This window comes from Marinobacter sp. DSM 26671 (assembly GCF_900112835.1).
GTDB classification, from domain to species: Bacteria; Pseudomonadota; Gammaproteobacteria; order Pseudomonadales; family Oleiphilaceae; genus Marinobacter; species Marinobacter flavimaris.
On the sequence record NZ_FONF01000021.1, the window covers coordinates 1 to 16858 of the forward strand.

At 59.0% G+C, this 16858-nt stretch carries 17 protein-coding genes; 8 read left to right on the forward strand and 9 right to left on the reverse strand.

Annotated elements, in window-relative coordinates; all coding sequences use genetic code 11:
* The 3 genes from BM035_RS18130 to BM035_RS18140 all read right to left on the reverse strand — a co-directional run.
* Positions 1–266: transposase (locus BM035_RS18130; protein WP_139216067.1), on the reverse strand; the 266-nt coding region annotated here is incomplete at its 3' end.
* A 128-nt stretch (positions 267–394) separates the two neighbouring features.
* Positions 395–1744 carry a dicarboxylate/amino acid:cation symporter gene (locus tag BM035_RS18135; protein WP_092033554.1) on the reverse strand — a complete coding sequence of 450 codons (1350 nt, stop codon included), beginning with the start codon at positions 1742–1744 and terminating at the stop codon, positions 395–397.
* A gap of 77 nt (positions 1745–1821) precedes the next feature.
* Positions 1822–2520, reverse strand: a complete 699-nt coding sequence (locus BM035_RS18140) for a pseudouridine synthase (protein WP_092033557.1) — start codon at positions 2518–2520, stop codon at positions 1822–1824.
* A gap of 55 nt (positions 2521–2575) precedes the next feature.
* On the opposite strand from BM035_RS18140, the gene BM035_RS18145 reads away from it, so the two are divergent.
* The 5 genes from BM035_RS18145 to rarD all read left to right on the forward strand — a co-directional run bounded on the left by BM035_RS18145 (position 2576) and on the right by rarD (position 7709).
* Positions 2576–2815, forward strand: coding sequence for a TIGR02647 family protein (locus tag BM035_RS18145; protein WP_008173849.1), 240 nt, complete (start codon positions 2576–2578; stop codon positions 2813–2815).
* Positions 2816–2874: 59 nt separating this feature from the next.
* Entirely contained in the window at positions 2875–3609 is a 735-nt protein-coding gene (locus tag BM035_RS18150; protein WP_008173851.1) for a TVP38/TMEM64 family protein, read from the forward strand.
* Entirely contained in the window at positions 3606–5801 is a 2196-nt protein-coding gene (locus tag BM035_RS18155; RefSeq protein WP_092033559.1) for a hypothetical protein, read from the forward strand. The genes BM035_RS18150 and BM035_RS18155 overlap by 4 nt, the downstream gene beginning before the upstream one ends.
* Positions 5802–5904: 103 nt before the next feature.
* The gene (locus BM035_RS18160; protein ID WP_053112783.1) at positions 5905–6792 is read left to right on the forward strand and encodes a DMT family transporter; all 888 of its coding nucleotides are present in this window, start codon (positions 5905–5907) and stop codon (positions 6790–6792) included.
* Between the two features lie 26 nt (positions 6793–6818).
* Complete coding sequence (gene rarD / locus BM035_RS18165; protein ID WP_053112782.1) at positions 6819–7709, forward strand: EamA family transporter RarD; 891 nt, start codon at positions 6819–6821, stop codon at positions 7707–7709.
* 26 nt (positions 7710–7735) lie between these two features.
* On the opposite strand, the gene BM035_RS18170 is transcribed toward rarD, so the two are convergent.
* Positions 7736–8626 (reverse strand): haloalkane dehalogenase, encoded by an 891-nt coding sequence (locus BM035_RS18170; protein ID WP_039882028.1) that lies wholly within the window; start codon positions 8624–8626, stop codon positions 7736–7738.
* A gap of 79 nt (positions 8627–8705) precedes the next feature.
* Between BM035_RS18170 and BM035_RS18175 the strand changes: the two genes are divergently transcribed.
* Together BM035_RS18175 and BM035_RS18180 are read left to right on the forward strand one after the other, a co-directional pair.
* A complete protein-coding gene (locus tag BM035_RS18175) occupies positions 8706–9614 on the forward strand; it encodes a diacylglycerol/lipid kinase family protein (RefSeq protein WP_092033562.1) in 909 nt (302 codons plus the stop codon).
* Positions 9615–9825: 211 nt separating this feature from the next.
* Positions 9826–10608, forward strand: coding sequence for a substrate-binding periplasmic protein (locus BM035_RS18180; RefSeq protein WP_092033564.1), 783 nt, complete (start codon positions 9826–9828; stop codon positions 10606–10608).
* A gap of 23 nt (positions 10609–10631) precedes the next feature.
* Here the strand turns inward: BM035_RS18180 and BM035_RS18185 are convergent, their stop codons facing one another.
* Positions 10632–11144, reverse strand: coding sequence for a DUF2244 domain-containing protein (locus tag BM035_RS18185; RefSeq protein ID WP_092033567.1), 513 nt, complete (start codon positions 11142–11144; stop codon positions 10632–10634).
* A 69-nt stretch (positions 11145–11213) separates the two neighbouring features.
* Positions 11214–12005: a M48 family metallopeptidase gene (locus BM035_RS18190; RefSeq protein ID WP_092033570.1), complete on the reverse strand. Its 792-nt coding sequence runs from the start codon at positions 12003–12005 to the stop codon at positions 11214–11216.
* A 137-nt stretch (positions 12006–12142) separates the two neighbouring features.
* Here BM035_RS18190 and BM035_RS18195 point away from each other — a divergent pair, with 137 nt between their 5' ends.
* A complete protein-coding gene (locus BM035_RS18195; protein ID WP_092033572.1) occupies positions 12143–12814 on the forward strand; it encodes an NAD(P)H-binding protein in 672 nt (223 codons plus the stop codon).
* A gap of 5 nt (positions 12815–12819) precedes the next feature.
* Here the strand turns inward: BM035_RS18195 and BM035_RS18200 are convergent, their stop codons facing one another.
* The 3 genes from BM035_RS18200 to BM035_RS18210 form a co-directional block, all read right to left on the reverse strand.
* Complete coding sequence (locus tag BM035_RS18200) at positions 12820–13440, reverse strand: LysE family translocator (RefSeq protein ID WP_092033575.1); 621 nt, start codon at positions 13438–13440, stop codon at positions 12820–12822.
* Positions 13441–13530: 90 nt separating this feature from the next.
* A complete protein-coding gene (locus BM035_RS18205) occupies positions 13531–15201 on the reverse strand; it encodes a GMC family oxidoreductase (RefSeq protein WP_008173871.1) in 1671 nt (556 codons plus the stop codon).
* Between the two features lie 28 nt (positions 15202–15229).
* A complete protein-coding gene (locus tag BM035_RS18210; RefSeq protein ID WP_092033578.1) occupies positions 15230–16741 on the reverse strand; it encodes a CoA-acylating methylmalonate-semialdehyde dehydrogenase in 1512 nt (503 codons plus the stop codon).
* Positions 16742–16858 lie beyond the last annotated feature (117 nt).

Here is a 16858-nt window from a genome sequence, read left to right on the forward strand (position 1 = left end):
GAACCGTCCCGGTCACGAGGAGTCTGTATCGGTACTTCGCCGTGCTGGCCCTTCAGGCGCTTGGCGGAATAGCCGTTACGGCTGTTGCCGGTGCCACGGCCTTCAAGAGCGTGCTTCTCGTATCCAAGATGCTCATCCAGTTCGGCGTTGAGTGCAGTCTCGACGGTGAGCTTGACCAACTGCTGTGTGAGGGCTCCGAGATCTTTTTCAGACTTGATGTCCTTGGCCAGCTCGGCGGCCATAGCTTTAAGTTTTTCTTGGTCCAATTGCGTACCCACGATGGTATCCTTTTGAAAAGACTACTCAGTCGTGGGCAGTTACACAATTTGGTTTACAGCCTCCGCTCCGACAGCATCTGAGCTGGCCCAGCGCTGGTCTAGTCACCTCCGCCCGATCAAGACGTTTCTTCCGGTACTGGTTCGAGCGGCAGTCTCTTTCCCGCCAGATTCTCCATCAGCCGGCAGGTCACCAGGTCGCCCGTCACGTTGATGGCCGTCCGGCACATATCCAGGATTCGATCCACACCCATGATCAGTGCGATGCCGCTGGGAGGAATGCCCACGGTTTGCAGCACCATGGCAAGGATCACGATGCCTACCCCGGGCGTGGCGGGAGAGCCGATGGACGCGCCCACAGCCATGGCGACCACGAGCGCCATACTGCCCATGCTGAGATCAATGCCGTAGACCTGTGCCAGAAAGATGGTAGCAACGGCCTGGTAGAGTGCCGTGCCGTTCATGTTGATGGTGGCGCCCAGGGGAATCACGAACTGGGAAACCGACGGCCGGACACCGAGCTTGTCTTCGGCGGTTCTAATGGAAAGCGGCATGACGGCCGCCGAGCTGGAGGTGGAAAAGGCCAGCAACAGCACATCCCGGGTGTCTTTCAGGAACCGGACGGGGGATTGGCCGGCGAGCAGCTTCAGGATCAGCATGTAAACGCCCAGAAGTACCAGCAAGCCCGCAATGACGGTTGCAACGTAGGATGCCATGCCCAGCATTGCCCGGAATCCCAGGGTGGTTGTGAGTTGGGCCATCAGGCCGAACACGGCAATCGGGGCGAGGCGCATTGCCCAGCGCACGACCGTCATGCAGATTTGCTGGAGGGAATCGAGCAGGTCCAGCATGGGCCTGGATTTTTCCGGGGCCATGCTCACCAGGGCGATGCCGACAATGATGGAGAAGATCACCACCTGGAGCATCTGGCCTTCAACCATGGCATCGAGCGGGTTGCCCGGTAGCAGCCCGATCAGGGTCTTGGGCAGCTCATCTACCCCCGGCATGGAGGCGACAGGCATACTGTTTTCCCCGGCCGCAACCGGAGTGCCAAGCCCTGCCATCATTCTGCCGGGGTTGATCAGGTCGCCGATCCAGAGACCTATCGATGCTGCCATGGCCGTCGTGATTACGAAAAAGCCGGTTACCCTCAGGCCGAGCTTTCGCAACTGTTCAAGGTCTTCGCTGGCGGCGAGCCCGCGAACCACCGAGGCAATTACCAGGGGGATTACGATCATCTGGATGGTGGCGAGGAACAGTTGCCCCGGGAAAGCCAGCCAGTTACCGATCAATGTACCGGTTTCCGGTTCCACGAGTCCCACCGACGGCCCCAGCAGCGTGCCTGTAATCAACCCGAGGAACATGCCAACGAGCACCTTCAGCCAGAGCTTGCCCTGCACCAGCCCCGAGAGGTAGCTACTGAGATGACGCAGTGGCCGTGGGTAAAAATCGCTCGTCTGGTTTGGCATTGCCGTGAATCTTCCCTGTTTCTGTTTGAGCTACCCTGAAAGCATAGCCCATGCTGGCTCTGCGTTTGTGAGGCAGATCAATCCGGCATCAGGTTGATTTCTTCGGCAGTCAGTGAGCGGTATTCGCCGGCCGCCAGGTCATCGTCCAACCGGATATTCCCCATCCGTTCCCGATGCAGGGCCGTTACGCGATTACCGACGGCATGGAACATGCGTTTTACCTGGTGGTAGCGGCCTTCGTAAATGGTCACTCTGGCTTCACAGGTGCTAAGAAGATCCAGGTCAGCAGGTGAGGTGGTGAGTTGCTCGAACTCAAACCAGATGCCTTCCGCGAATCGATGAGGGGTCTCTGGAGAGATCGGATAGGCGGTGCTGACCCGGTAGACTTTCGGGATCTTGATTCGGGGCTCGGTGAGCTGGCGTGACCAGCGGCCATCATTGGTGAGAATAAGCAGGCCCGTGCTGGCGCGGTCGAGTCGTCCGGCAATGTGCAGATCCTCGCGCAGTTCTGGCGAGATCAGCTCCATCACGGTCCGATGGGTGTCGTCGAGCGTTGCACTCAGAAAACCTGCGGGTTTGTGGAGCATGAGGTAATGGCAGGCTTCAGCCTCTTGAATGATATCGCCGTCCATCCGTACGCATGAAAACCGATCCACCTCGGCAGCAGCATCGCGGCAGGTGACGTCATTTATGGCCACCCGACCGGAAGCAATCAGAAAGTTGGCCTGACGACGACTGATGTCATTCCGGTTGCTGAGAATTCGTGAAAGCTTCATGGTGTGAATCGGCTATGCTGAATGTAAACCCCCGATAATAATACGAGGAAATGCCATGCCATTCTCTGTTGATCACCTTGCCGAACTCAATTTGCTGGGCCAATTTCCTTCCACCTCGACTCAGGAAGGGCTCAAGGTTCATGCCCATTCGGCGGCTCCGGAAACGGTGAAGGCCGCCGAAAACCTTCATGCCAAGGGGCTGATCAGCCAGAAAGATGGCGGCTATCTCACGCCGTTGGGGGCAGAGGCAGTCGATCTGACCCAGAAACTCCAGTCGATTCTCAGTAGCTCATAAAGCGCGGATGACCTGTCCGGCCTTTGAGACCCGGTGCCCTCCCGCGTTAGGGTGAGGCCATGAGCAACTGGAAGAAGTCGCCCGTCCTCTGGATGGGCGGGAGCATTGCCGCCGTTGGGCTGATAGTCGGTCTGCTTTACGCCTTCGGTGTGCATCAGCAGGTCGTCGAGCTTCTGCGCTGGTTTGATACCCAGGGGGCCTGGGCGGCTCTCTTGTTTGTCGGCATCATGGTGCTGGCCATGGTGCTGCTTCTGCCAGGGGTGTTGTTGACCACCGGAGCGGGTTTCGTGTTCGGCGTGCTGGAAGGCACAGCCTACGTGGTGGTGGGCACTACGTTGGGCTCGGCCATTGCCTTTCTGGTTGCCCGGCATTTTCTGGGTGAGCACGCCCGTGTGTACATTCGCAGCCGCGCGCGATTGTCTGTCGTCAGCAACGAAATGGCGCCTCACGGCTGGAAAATCGTACTCCTGACCCGTCTGATCCCTTTCTTCCCCGGCAAGCTGTCCAATTTTCTGTTCGGTCTCACCAACTTCTCGTTTGGCGGTTTCGTTGTCGGCACCTTTTTCGGTGTGATTCCCTTTTCCCTGCATAACGTGTATCTCGGCTCGCTTGCCGCCGACCTGTCAACTCTGGGTGTGCGGGAAACCGGCCGTTCACCCCTGGAGTGGGCCATTTACGGTGCCGGTTTCGTAGGCACGGTAATGGCCGTGGTGTTTCTCAATCGTCTCGCCCGGCGGGCACTCGCCCGTTACAAGGTCGAGACTGAGCCAACAGAACAGGAGGCAAACGAATGAGCTGGATGAAGTGGCTGCCCTGGCGTTACCTGGTAAAACGCGTGGCCCACCGCCATGGTTTCCTCGATCCGATCGCGCTGCTCGGGAAACTTCACAGTTTTGCCCAGCCTTCGGAAGTCGGCGAGCCCATCGAACTGCTCCGGGCCGGCGTGGTTTTCCATGCGCGGGGGCTGATCAACAGTCGGGTCATCCAGCACAACCTCGATTGGGTCTGGCCTTACTGGGTGGAGCGCCAGTTCGACCCCGAAGACATTGCCTTCATTCCCCGGGCATTCTCGATTACCCACATCAATCTCAGTAACCGTAACTGGACGGCCATCGGCCAGCCGGATGTGGATGAGTTGCCCGTGGTGGATCCCCGGGGGTTGCTGACACCGTTCCATGACGGCTGGTCACTGGATGCGTGGCTGCTGGCGGACGATGGCCGGTGCCTTCTGCCCTCTCGTTGCAAAACGGCCCGGCAACGCCAGGAACTTGAGGATGGTCCCTGCGTGGTCACAGAGTCCGAACTGGACGGGCTGGCCCTGACCAGTCGTTCCCGGGTGGTGGTCGAGAACGGCCGGGCGGTTTGCGAAATGGTCGTGAAGGCCCGGGCCGAGACTTCCGGCTCTCTGGTCATATCCTTGCGCCCCGCCAATCCTGAAGGAATCAGCTTTATCAACAAGGTCCGGCTGTCCGAGCAGAGAGACGCCTGGACCATAGATGGCAAGCAGGCGGTGTTTTTCAGTCGCCCGGCAGAGCGTCATCATGTGTCGAACTATCGCGAGGGTGATGTTCGGATTCATCTGCAGGACAAGGAAGACCAGTGCGAAGGGCAGTGCGACGTCGGCATGGTCACCGCAGCGGCCCTGTTCCGGGTCGAAGCAGGTGAGGAGTCGGAGCTCAGGCTCAGGGTGCCGCTGCAGGATGAGTCGGCGCCAGTTATTCGCTCTGACGGCTGGGCGGCCGCCCTTCATGGCCATGCCCGCCTGGAGTGCCCCGACGAAAACTGGCAGTTCCTCTATGACGCCGCCCTGAATTCCCTGGTGCTGCACTCTCCGGAAGATGTGTACCCCGGGCCCTATACCTACAAGCGTTTCTGGTTTCGCGATGCCGCGTTCATTATCCATGCCTTGCTCTGTGCAGGTCTTACAGATCGCGCTGAGCGGGCGCTCTACCAGTTCCCGGCGCGGCAACTGAAAAACGGCTATTTCCGCTCCCAGGAAGGGGAATGGGATGCCAATGGAGAAGTGCTCTGGATTCTGAGGCGGTTCCATGAGCTTACGGGTCGACCTCTGCACCCGGAGTGGCAAGAGCCGGTGCGCAAGGGCGCTCGCTGGATCGAGAATAAACGCCTGAGTGAAAATATCGAAGGGCCTCACGCTGGCCTTTTGCCCGCCGGATTCAGTGCCGAGCACCTGGGGCCCAATGACTATTACTACTGGGACGACTTCTGGGGCATCGCCGGCCTGAAGGCCGCCGAATCATTGTTTGCCCCGATCGACCGGGAAACCGGCGAGCATTTTGGCGCCGGTGCCCGGGAGTTCAGTCAGACGGTGGATCGCAGCCTGGCAACCTGCGAGCAGCGACTCAAACGACCGGGAATGCCGGCCTCGCCCTATCGCCGCCTGGATGCGGGCACCATAGGCTCACTGGCGATGGGTTATCCGACCCAGCTGTGTGAGCCGGATGATCCCAGGTTGCTGGACTGTGCCGAATTCCTCCTCGAAAAATGCTTTGTGAAAGGGGCGTTCTATCAGGACATGATTCACTCGGGTCTTAACGCCTACCTCACCCTGCACGTGGCTCAGGTTCTCCTGCGTGCGGGCGATGCTCGATTCCTGGATCTGGTGGATGCGGTGGCCGGCCTCGCATCGCCCACCGGGCAATGGCCGGAAGCCATACATCCGGCGACCGAGGGCGGCTGTATGGGCGATGGTCACCATGTCTGGGCGTCGGCCGAGTGGGTGTTGATGGTCCGCAACTGCTTTGTCCGGGAGGAGGGAGATCGTCTCATTCTCGGAGCTGGTATCCCTCCACGGTGGCTGAAGCAGGACAAACCAATCCGCTTCGGGCCGGCACCGACCAGTTTCGGATCCGTGTCCGTCACCATTACGCCCCGGCCGGGCGCAGCACCCGAAGTCACCTGGGAGGGTAACTGGCACGATTCCGAGCCGGCTATCGAAGTAAGGCTGCCGGAGACCCGTGCCTGACAAACTGTACTGGTCACGAAACCGGATTTCTGTATCTGTTTTGTTTGCCTGCTAACTTATAAAGTAAGCTGACTGACAAATACATCGAATCCGGTTGAGTTTCATGCGCTCACTGTTTTACTCGTTTTTCGTGCCCGCGCTGTTCGTCTGGCTGTGGAGTACTGGTTTTATCGGCGCCAAGTACGGTCTGCCCTTTGCGGAGCCGTTTACGCTGCTGCTGATCCGCATGCTGCTGACACTGGTGGTGCTTGGAGCCCTGGCCTGGGTCATGAAAACCCGCTGGCCGGGCTGGCGAGGTGCCGGACACCTTGCGGTTACCGGGATGTTGGTGCATGGCTGCTATCTGGGCGGTGTCTACTACGCGATTCAGGATGGCATGGCGTCCGGAATTGTTTCCCTGATTGTGGGGCTGCAACCCCTGGTGACGGCTGCGGCGGCGGTGGCAATCCTCAAGGAAACAGTCAGCGGACGTCAGTGGATTGGACTTATACTGGGGCTGGTCGGTGTCGCGCTTGTCCTCCTCGAGAAGTTCGGTATGAGTGGTCAGGCCTCCGGCTTTTCTCCCTGGAGCCTGCTTTGGGCGGGTTTTGCCCTCGCTGGAATTTCCATGGGCACGGTCTACCAGAAGCGCTTCGGCGCCAGCGCGGATCTGGTGGCCGGCACGCTGATCCAATTTGCGGCAGCGGCCGCCCTGTTTGCCATTGGAGCCTTCGCCCTCGAAACCCGCGAGGTTGAGTGGAGCCTGCAGTTGCAGTTGTCCATGGCCTGGCTTGTGATTGGGTTATCCACCGGCGCCGTCCTTCTTCTGATGTGGCTGATACGCCAGGGTGCTGCTTCCCAGGTGGCCAGTCTGTTCTACCTGGTGCCTCCGGTTACCGCGCTGGAAGCGTATCTGCTGTTCGATGAGCGCCTTGGAGGACTGGCAATGACAGGCGGGCTCGTCGCTATCGTTGGTGTGGCTCTGGTTGCCACCCAGAAAAAACCAGCCTAGGAAGGGTGTCCGGGAGTGGCTAATACATGACGGATGCGACCAAAGGGGTCTGGTATGGCCTGAGTGCCTACACGATCTGGGGCTGTTTTCCTCTGTTCTTTGCCCTGTTTGAGGGTGTGCCGGCCTTTGAAATCTTGATTCACCGGATCATCTGGTCCTGTGTTTTTCTCGCTGTGGTCATAAGTGGCCTCCGTCGCTGGCCTGCTGTGAGAGCGGCATTGGCGAATCCGAAGCAGCTCTGGCGCGTTCTTGCCTGTGCGCTGCTCATTGCCGCCAACTGGGGCATCTACATTTATTCCGTGGAAACCCGCCATGTTCTCCAGGCCAGCCTGGGCTATTTCCTGACGCCACTGGTGAATGTCGCCCTGGGCATGCTCGTGCTTCGCGAACGCATGGGGCCGTGGCAGATGGCTGCGGTGATGCTCGCAGGCGTTGGTATTCTGATCCAGCTTGCGATGCTTGGTGAACTGCCGTGGATTTCACTCGCCCTTGCCATGAGTTTCGGTACTTATGGCCTCGTTCGAAAACAGGTGGTGCTCGATGGGCTTTCCGGCCTGTTCGTTGAAACCATGCTGCTGTTGCCGGTCGGCCTGCTGACCTTTGGATGGCTGGCGAGCGAGGGAATGTCGCACTTCGCCGACAGTGCCTACATTGGCAGCCTGCTGATGGCCAGCGGCATTGTGACAGCCATTCCGCTGCTACTTTTTGCCGGTGCCGCCCGGCGCCTGCGGTTGGCGACCGTCGGCTTCCTGATGTACATCAATCCCACCCTGCAGTTCTTTATTGCCCTGCTCGTGTTCGGCGAGCCTTTGAGTGATGCCCAACTGACGAGCTTTGTGGTGATCTGGATTGCACTGGGCCTGTACAGCTGGTCTTCCTGGCACTACCGGCCGCGGGTGCCGGTGGGCCAGGATTGAGTTTGCCACCCTCAGGACTACACCGCTCAGGAGAGTGTCGCGAGCAGATCATTGATGGCCCGGGCGAAGGGCACGGGTGAATCTTCCTGAAGAAAATGACCGCCCTTGAGGGTTACGTGGGGCTGGTCTTTTGCACCTGGAATCCGCTTCTGCATATAGGCGTCGCCGCCCCGAGTGATCGGATCGCCATTGCTGAAGGTGGTCAGAAACGGCTTTTCCCAACGTTCGAGCACTTTCCAGGCGTTCCGGTTAGCCTCACTGGCGGGATCGTCCGGGTGCATCGGCACCAGTCTGGGGAAGGCCCGGGCGCCGGCTTTGTACTTTTTGCCAGGGAAGGGCGCGTCGTAGGCCCGCATTTCATCGGGGCCCAGCTTGCGGAAAGAGCCGGTGTTGATGATCCGTGCAATGGGAAACCAGGGACTGTGCAGGGCAAAATTCTTCCAGATCTTGAAGGCCGGCGGGGCTGTCTGATCGCCGGTAGGTAACATGCCGTTGCCCACCACAATGGCCCGGAACCGCTCGGGATTCTCTGCCGCCAGCCGCAGCCCAAGCAATGAGCCCCAATCCTGGCATACCAGAGTGATGTTGGTGAGTCCGAGCTGATCGAGGAACGATTGCATCCAGTCCATGTGCTGCTGGTAGGAATAGTCGTCAAGGGACGTGGGTTTGTCGGACTTGCCGAAACCGATCAGGTCCGGGGCGATAACCCGGTGGCCGGCCGCCGCGCAGATCGGAATCATATGCCGGTAGAGGTAAGACCAGGAAGGTTCGCCATGCATCATCAGAACGGGACTTTCGTTGGCCGGCCCTTCGTCCAAGTAGTGCATACGCAGCCCGTCTACCTCCACGTAGTGGGGCTCAAACGGGTAATCCAGGAGTCGTTCAAAGCGTTTTTCCGGGGTTCTGACAAAATCCATCGAGCTTGCCTTGTTGTTCATTATTGTGAGGGAATGGTCGACAGGATTGTGCTGGAGCAGGGGAGCAGAGACAAGCGCCATGACTTATTGGCTGATATGCAATTCCGGTGCTGGCGATGGTGAGCGAGGCAGGGACTTCTGGCTGGAGCACCTGGCAACTGCCGGTATCCATGATCCTCGATGCCGTGACTTTGAGGAATCCGACTGGAGCACCAGGCTTGACGACCGGGACACGCTTATAGTCGCGGGCGGAGACGGTTCGGTAAACCGGGCCGCCGCCGTTTGCCGAGAGAAGGGCGCCACCCTCGCTGTCCTGCCGTCTGGTACAGCCAACGACTTTGCCCGGAATCTGGGGCTTCCCCACCAGCCGGAAGCGCTGTGTGAGTTGATTGCCAGCGGCCGAACGCAAATTGTGGATGTCGCGGATTTTGGTGATGGTATGTTTTTGAACGTTGCCCATGTCGGCATGGGAACCCTGCCTGCACGGGAATCCCGCGGTACCGAAAAAAAGCTCTTCGGGCGTTTCAGCTATGTGGTCGAATTATTACGCCGGCTGAACGCGAAGCGAGGCTTCAGGGAAACCATCCGTTGCGATCGGGGTGTCGTGAAGGGCCGGTGGCTTTCCATCGCGGTGGCCAATGGCGCTTTTTTTGGCGGTGGCAACGAGATTCCCGAGGCGTCCGTCAGCGATGGCCAGCTGGCTATTGTCGCGGTCCGGCCACGCCCCATTCTTCAGCTTTTGTTCACGTTTCTGATGGTTCGCCTGAACCGGCAGACTCCTCGGCGCACCAGCACGCTGGTCCATATCAGGAGCCAACGCTGCCTGGTACACACCGGCAAACCTAAGACCGTTACGGCCGACGGGGATGTGGTCTCCAGAACGCCTCTCAACGTAGTCTGCAAGAGCGGCTGCCTGCGTGTGATTAGTGACAGGATTGTCAGTACTGCCGACGGTGACGCCGGAGACGTTATCTCTGGTGGCGCCTGAGCTCCACAGAAAGATGGCAGGTTTTCCAGATACGTTTTGTCACTGACTTTTTCCGCAGGAAGCGCAATCATGGGTTTTGCTGGCATAATCAACCAGAAAGGCTGACATTAAATGCCAGTATGTCGCTTTTGCAATCATGTCCCTGGTTTATGGCCACTCAATGCGGCCGCCTGACTTCCGTTCCAGCTGAATCGTCGAAAAGGACTAGAGAATGCCCACAGAAACTGCACCGGTCTCCTCGAAGTTAATCACAGGCATTAAAACCGGCCTCATCGCGTTGACCCTGTCGGCCATTGGCCTCCCGGTCCTTGCGGCCGAGCGCCTGTATATCTTTACGGAAAACTACCCTCCCTATAATGCCTCTGAAACCGGAAAAGGGTTCGCCCACAATGAAGACGACATAACCGGCATCTGTGCGGATATGGTCAAGGCGATGCTGTCCCGGGTCGACTATGACTACGTGATGAAAATGCGGGACTGGAGTTACGCCTACAACTGGGTACAGGATCGCGAAAATCATGGTCTGTTCTGCACCGCGCGCACCGACGAGCGGGAAGATCAGTTTCAATGGGTAGGTCCTCTGGCATCAATCAAGTGGACGTTGTTCGCCGCGCCAGACTCCGATATCTCTCTGGACTCCCTGGAAGAAGCCAAAGACCTGAGAATCGCCGGGTACAAGGGCGACGTGATGTCCGAGTACCTGGTTGACCAGGGATTCAACGTGGTGATGGGGGTTTCAGGTGATGTGAACACTCGTCGCCTTACCCTCGGCCAGGCCGACCTGTGGGTTACCGACGGCCTGGTGGGCCCCCTGATGGCAGAGGAAGAGCACGGTATCACCGGGCTGCAGCCGGTGCTGGTATTCCGGGAGACGCCCATGTATCTGGCATTCAGTAACAACACCGATCCGGCTGTGATCGAGGATCTCCAGCAGGCTTTGGACGAGGCCCGTGAGGCTGGAGAGATCGAAAGAATCGCGGCAAGTTACGAGTAAGCAATCAGGAATGGGCGGAATGATCAGAACCAGAGCCCGATCTGCGGATCGGGCTCTTTGCGTTCGATCAGCAACCCGTTCTTCTCAAGCATGCCAATGAGCTTTTCGGTATCCTCGATGTTCAGAAAACCGCCAATTGATACTTCGGTATCTCGATGGGTCAGAGAGAGCTTAGCCGGTGTGAACGGGTGCGGCGGTGAGGCAACCCTGAGCCGCGCATAACGGGTGGGAAGGGTCCACTCGGCCTGCTTGCGCTTTCTGCCTTTCTCCAGACGAATGTCCTCATCGTCGATGGACAGCACCTCCTGCCGCTGGCACTCCCGTGAGGTCAGGTAGATGCCGCAAGCGAGCGCAATCAGCTCCAGCCCGGCAAACGGAATAATCACCCAGGCGCCCATAAGCGTAAAGCCCGTTGCGATAAGGGCTGAAAGCACGAACAGGGCTGCCCAGATCCGGACATTGCCATGCCAGCTGAGGGAACGGTTGGGTGTCAGGACCAGCCGGAAACCATCCGGATGTGGCAAGCGTTCCACCATGGAATCTGCCTCAGTTTTAACGCGCCGCTAGACTTGATGATAGTCAATTATACGGTGAGTGCGACTTGATCAGATCTGACAGTCGGCTGGAGGAACCGTTTCAAAAACCGAGCGGGCAGTCTCCAGCTGATTTTGAAGGGAGGCAATGCGGGTGTCGTGATTCGGATGGGTGGACAGAAATTCCAGCGGTTGTGCGCCCGAAGCCTGCGCCATGTTCTGCCAGAGCCTGACACTCTGGCCCGGTTCAAAACCGGCCCGGGCCATGATTTCCAGGCCCATCAAATCGGCCTCCTCCTCATGGGCACGACTGAACGGCAGCGTAATACCCAGTTGGGCGCCAATGCCCAGAGCCTGCTGTATCTGGTTCTCCGCAATTTCACTTTCGGTGAACAGGCCCACCAGCAGCATTCCTGCTTGCAGGCCCAGTTCCTGGGTCAGGCGTTCATTGCCGTGGTCGGCAAGAACATGGGCTATTTCGTGACCAATGACCGTGGCCAGTTGGGCCTGGTTTTCGGCCAGTTCAAGTAGCCCTGAATGCACGCCGATCTTGCCTCCGGGCAGGGCAAAAGCGTTGGGTGTGGCATTTTCAAAGACGGCAATCTCCCAGGACTGGGGCATTGGAGCGTCCGGATATCGGGTGTGGGCGGCGCTGACCAGAGCTTCCGTAATGCACTGTACTAAGCGGTTGATGTCAGGCCTTGTGATTACGGCATTCTGCTGCTTCATCTGCGCGAAGCTTTCCTGGCCCATATCAGCCAGAACAGCTTCGGGAACCAGGGCCAGGCGGTTCCGGCCGGTAGGGGATTCCTGGCAGCCGGTAAGGAAGATGACAGTCACGAGGATAAGCAAAAGCGATTTCAAGCAGGTCTCCGTTACCCGTAAAGTAAAACTCTGATTCTATCGTTAGTATTCGCGGTCGGGGAGACTTACGCCATCCTGTCAGCGTTTGTTGCGGGTCTTTGGTAGGATGGTAAGTCGGTTATGGGGGAAAGACGATTATGAGGGTGATGTTGCTGGGCGCTACCGGCCTGACTGGTGGCAAAGTGCTACAGGGTTTGCTGGGAAGGGAGGAAGTTTCGCAGGTGGTGGCGCTGGTGAGACACAAGCTGCCGACGCTGCATGACAAACTGGCACAGCATGAAGTCGATTTCGATCGCTTGGAGGATCACGCCGAACTGTTCGACGTAGATGTGATTATCTGCTGCCTGGGCACCACCATCAAAAAAGCGGGCTCACAGGATCAGTTCCGGAAGGTGGATCTGGGCTACCCGATGAAAGCGGGTGAGCTGGGCCGCTCCCGTGGAGTGCGAGCGTTCATCCTGATGTCTGCGATCGGTGCCTCGTCGTCGTCGACTATTTTCTATAACCGGGTAAAGGGCGAGCTTGAAGACGCCCTGAGAGATCTCGACTATCCCTACCTGTCCATCTATCACCTGAGTCTGTTGTTGGGCGATCGCAAAGAACAGCGCACCGCCGAGGCCCTTGGCATAAAAGCGATGCCGCTGGTGAACCGTCTGCTGATCGGTCCCCTGGATAAGTACCGCGGCATTGAGGCGCAAACAGTGGCCAGTGCCATGGTCAATGAGGCCTGCCATCTGGCGGCAGAACCCGCCGCCGAGCAGGTGGTCCAGACGCGCGAGTACGATGAGATCGTCCAGCTGGCGGGCTGAGCCGGTTATTTCCCGTTCAGAATCCCGACAACCAGACGGCCAGCCAGGCCAAGCAGAATGGCCCCGAAGATACGCTCGAACCACACGGCTTTCTGTCTGAGCAGGGTCAGCCATTTCGGGTTGGAGAACAGCCAGGCAACGATCAGGTACCAGCTGGTATCAATGACAAGGGCGGTTGCGGCATAGCCGAACTTGGCCATCAGGCTGGTGTCGGTGCCCACGACCTGGCTGAACAGGGCCAGGAAGAATACCGCGATTTTCGGGTTGAAGAAGGCAATCAGAAAACCGTCACGGGCCGCACTTTTGGTGGTGGGCGGCTCGGGCAGTTCGTCATCCGCCTGCCGCTTTGCCATCAGTCCTTTCACGCCCAGCCAGGCCAGGTACAGGGCGCCGCCCCATTGCAGAATTGAAAACGCCGTTGGCGAGGCGGTGATGATGGCGGCGAGCCCGAGGATGCTCAGAAAGGCATAGATGCCGACACCGATGCCATGGCTAAGAGCGGTCATGATGCCATTGCGCCGACCACCGGTGAGCGTCTGCTTGAGCACCAGTGCCAGCGAGGGTCCCGGGGACATAGCGCCCAGAATGCAGATGGTGACCACGGTCAGCCAGGTTGCAAGCGTCATGGTGGATCAGTCCTTTGCAATTGAAACAGGCTGCCGATTCTAGCAGCCTGTCCGCCGGTAAAAACCTGGAAACTGCAATCAGTTCAATGCTCAATCACCCGCCAGAATCCACCTGGCGGCCTTCTCGGCAATCATCAGGGTTGGCGAATTGGTGTTGCCGCTGGTGATCGTGGGCATTACCCCAGCATCCACCACGCGCAATCCCGCCACACCCCGGACCCTCAGGTGCGGGTCCACTACTGCCTGTTCATCATCGGCTCGCCCCATACGGGTAGTGCCCACCGGGTGAAAGATCGTGGTGCCGATGTCGCCCGCCAGCTTCGCCAGCTCGTCGTCGGTCTGGTACTCAAGGCCGGGTTTGAATTCCTCCGGCTGGTACTGCATGAACGCAGGCTGCTCGGCAATACGACGCGTCACTCGCAACGAGTCTGCCGCAACTTTCCGGTCTTCCGGCGTGCTCAGGTAATTGGGGGATATCGCCGGTGCCTGTTTTGGATCGTTGCTGCGGATGCGCACCGTACCCCGGCTGGTGGGGTTCAGATTGCAGACGCTGGCGGTGATGGCCGGGAAATTGTGAAGCGGCTGCCCGAAGGCGTCCAGGCTAAGGGGCTGCACATGGTATTCGATGTTGGCGTAATCGTATTCCTCGGAACTGCGGGTAAACAGACACAGCTGTGAGGGCGCCATACTCATCGGCCCCGAGCGTGTAAGCAGGTATTCCAGGCCGATCCTGGCCTTGCCGATCAGGGAATTGGCCATGGTGTTCAGCGTTGTGACCCCTTTCACCTTGTACACAGACCGGATCTGCAAGTGATCCTGGAGGTTCTCGCCAACGCCGGGCAGGTCGGCAACTACATCAATTCCGTGTTCCTTGAGGAGGTCGGCGGGACCAATGCCCGAGAGTTGCAGAAGCTGCGGGGAGCCAATGGCGCCAGCGGACAGGATGACTTCCCGTTTTGCCCTGGCGATAACGTCATCTCCGCCAGACCGCTCGACCCGAACGCCGACACAGCGAGGTCCGGAGCCGGCGTTTTCTGTCTCGAGCCCTAATACATGGGTTGAGTGCCACAGGGTCAGGTTGGAACGCTTTTCCGCGTTCCTCAGGAACGCTTTGGACGTATTCCAGCGCCAGCCGGAGCGCTGATTCACCTCAAAGTAATCCACGCCCTCGTTGTCGCCGCGGTTGAAATCCCGGGTCCGGGGTATGCCCGCCTCGACGCAGGCAGTGGCAAAGTCCTCCAGCACTTTCCACTTCAGGCGCTGATGCTCCACACGCCATTCCCCGCCGTGACCGTGGTACTTGCGGTGCTCCGGATCGGCATCGCCGCCCTCATCAAGGCGGTAGTGATCTTCATGGCGCATGAAATCGGGAAGACAGTTGTCCCAGTTCCAGGCGTCCTCGCCGGTAATTTCGGCCCACTGCTGGTAATCACGGGCCTGACCACGAATATAGAGCATCCCGTTGATGCTGGAGCAGCCACCCAGAGTCTTGCCGCGGGGGTAGATGAGGGATCGGCCGTTCAGGCCAGGATCGGGCTCGGTACGGAAACGCCAGTCTGTTCGCGGATTGTCGATGCAGTACAGGTAGCCCACCGGGATATGAATCCAGTGGTAGTTATCCCGTCCGCCAGCCTCGATCAGTAGCACCCGATTCTCCGGGTTTGCGCTCAGCCGGTTGGCCAGCAGGCAGCCGGCAGTGCCGGCGCCGATAATGATGTAATCGAACTCCTGATGTCCCGTCGCATTGTTGTTGTCGGACATGGCGTTTTCTCCGCTGCTGGTTTTCTAGTTACTTGGCGGTCGGCATCACAAATTCCGCACCGGCATCAATGGAATCGGACCAGCGCTGCATGATGGATTTCTGGCGCGTGTAGAACTTCACGCCCTCTTCGCCGTAAGCGTGGGTGTCGCCAAACATCGAGCGCTTCCAGCCGCCAAAGCCGTGCCACGCCATGGGTACGGGAATGGGTACGTTAATCCCGACCATGCCGACCTGGATTCGGCGGCCAAATTCCCGGGCCACGCTGCCGCTCTCGGTGAAGCAGCTGACACCGTTGCCGAATTCGTGGTCGTTGATCAGACGAATCGCCGTTGCGATATCGGGTACCCGGACACAGGCCAGAACCGGTCCGAAGATTTCTTCACGATAGATCGTCATATCGGGCGTGACGTGATCAAACAGTGAACCGCCCATCCAGAAACCATCGGCGCAGCCATCGCCGGTGTTCGAGGCATCGAACTCCCGGCCATCCACGACCAGCTCGGCACCTTCTGCCATACCCTTGTCAATGTAGCCGGTAATGCGCTGGTGTGCGGCGGCGGTAACAATCGGGCCCATCTCGGCATCCAGCTGTTCGCCGTTTTTCACTTTCAGGCTTCGGGCCCGCTCGGCCAGTCTTGGCACGATCTTGTCCGCAACATCCCCGACAAGCACCGCCACACTGATGGCCATGCAGCGCTCGCCGGCACTACCATAAGCGGCACCGATCAGGGCATCGACCGCTTTGTCGAGATCGGCGTCCGGCATCACCACCATGTGGTTCTTGGCGCCGCCGAGGGCCTGAATGCGCTTGCCGTGTTTGGCGCCTTTCTCGTACAGCAGGTTGGCAATCGGAGTGGATCCGACAAAACTCAGGGCCTGGACATCCGGATGCTCGATCAGGGCGTTCACCGCGTCCTTGTCACCCTGCACCACGTTAAATACGCCATCGGGCAGTCCGGCCTGTTTCAGCAGGTCGGCGATCATCAGGGAAGCACTCGGGTCCAGGGGGCTGGGCTTCAGGACAAAGGTATTGCCTGCCGCGATGGCTACCGGAAACATCCACATGGGCACCATCGCCGGGAAGTTGAACGGGGTAACGCCGGCGACCACGCCCAGGGGCTGGCGGGTGGTCCAGTTATCGATACCCGTGCTGACCTGCTCGGTGTAATCGCCTTTCAGAAGCTGGGGAATGCCGCAGGCGAACTCGACGATGTCGATGCCCCGGGCTACTTCGCCCTGGGCGTCCGTAAATACCTTGCCATGCTCCGCGGTGATGGCGCGGGCCAGGTCATCCTTGTGGGTGTTCAACAGTTCCAGAAACTTGAACATGACCCTGGCCCGGCGAATGGGCGGTGTGTCGGCCCAGGCGGGGAATGCAGCATCGGCGGCAGCAACAGCGGCGTCTACGTCCTCACGGCCGGCCAGAACTACGCGGCCTGTGACCTGTCCGGTGGCCGGATTGAACACGTCCTGGGACTGGCTGGATGTGCCGAGAGATATTTCGCCATTGATATAATGCTGGATGGTTGCGTTGGTCATGGATGCCTCTGTCTTTTCGCGATTGGCCGCTCGAAATGGCAGAAATGCATTCTGCTAAGGGCCCTTAAGGAGCTTTGGGTAATTTCTGACCATACAGGTTAGGTGTGGCAAAGGGGG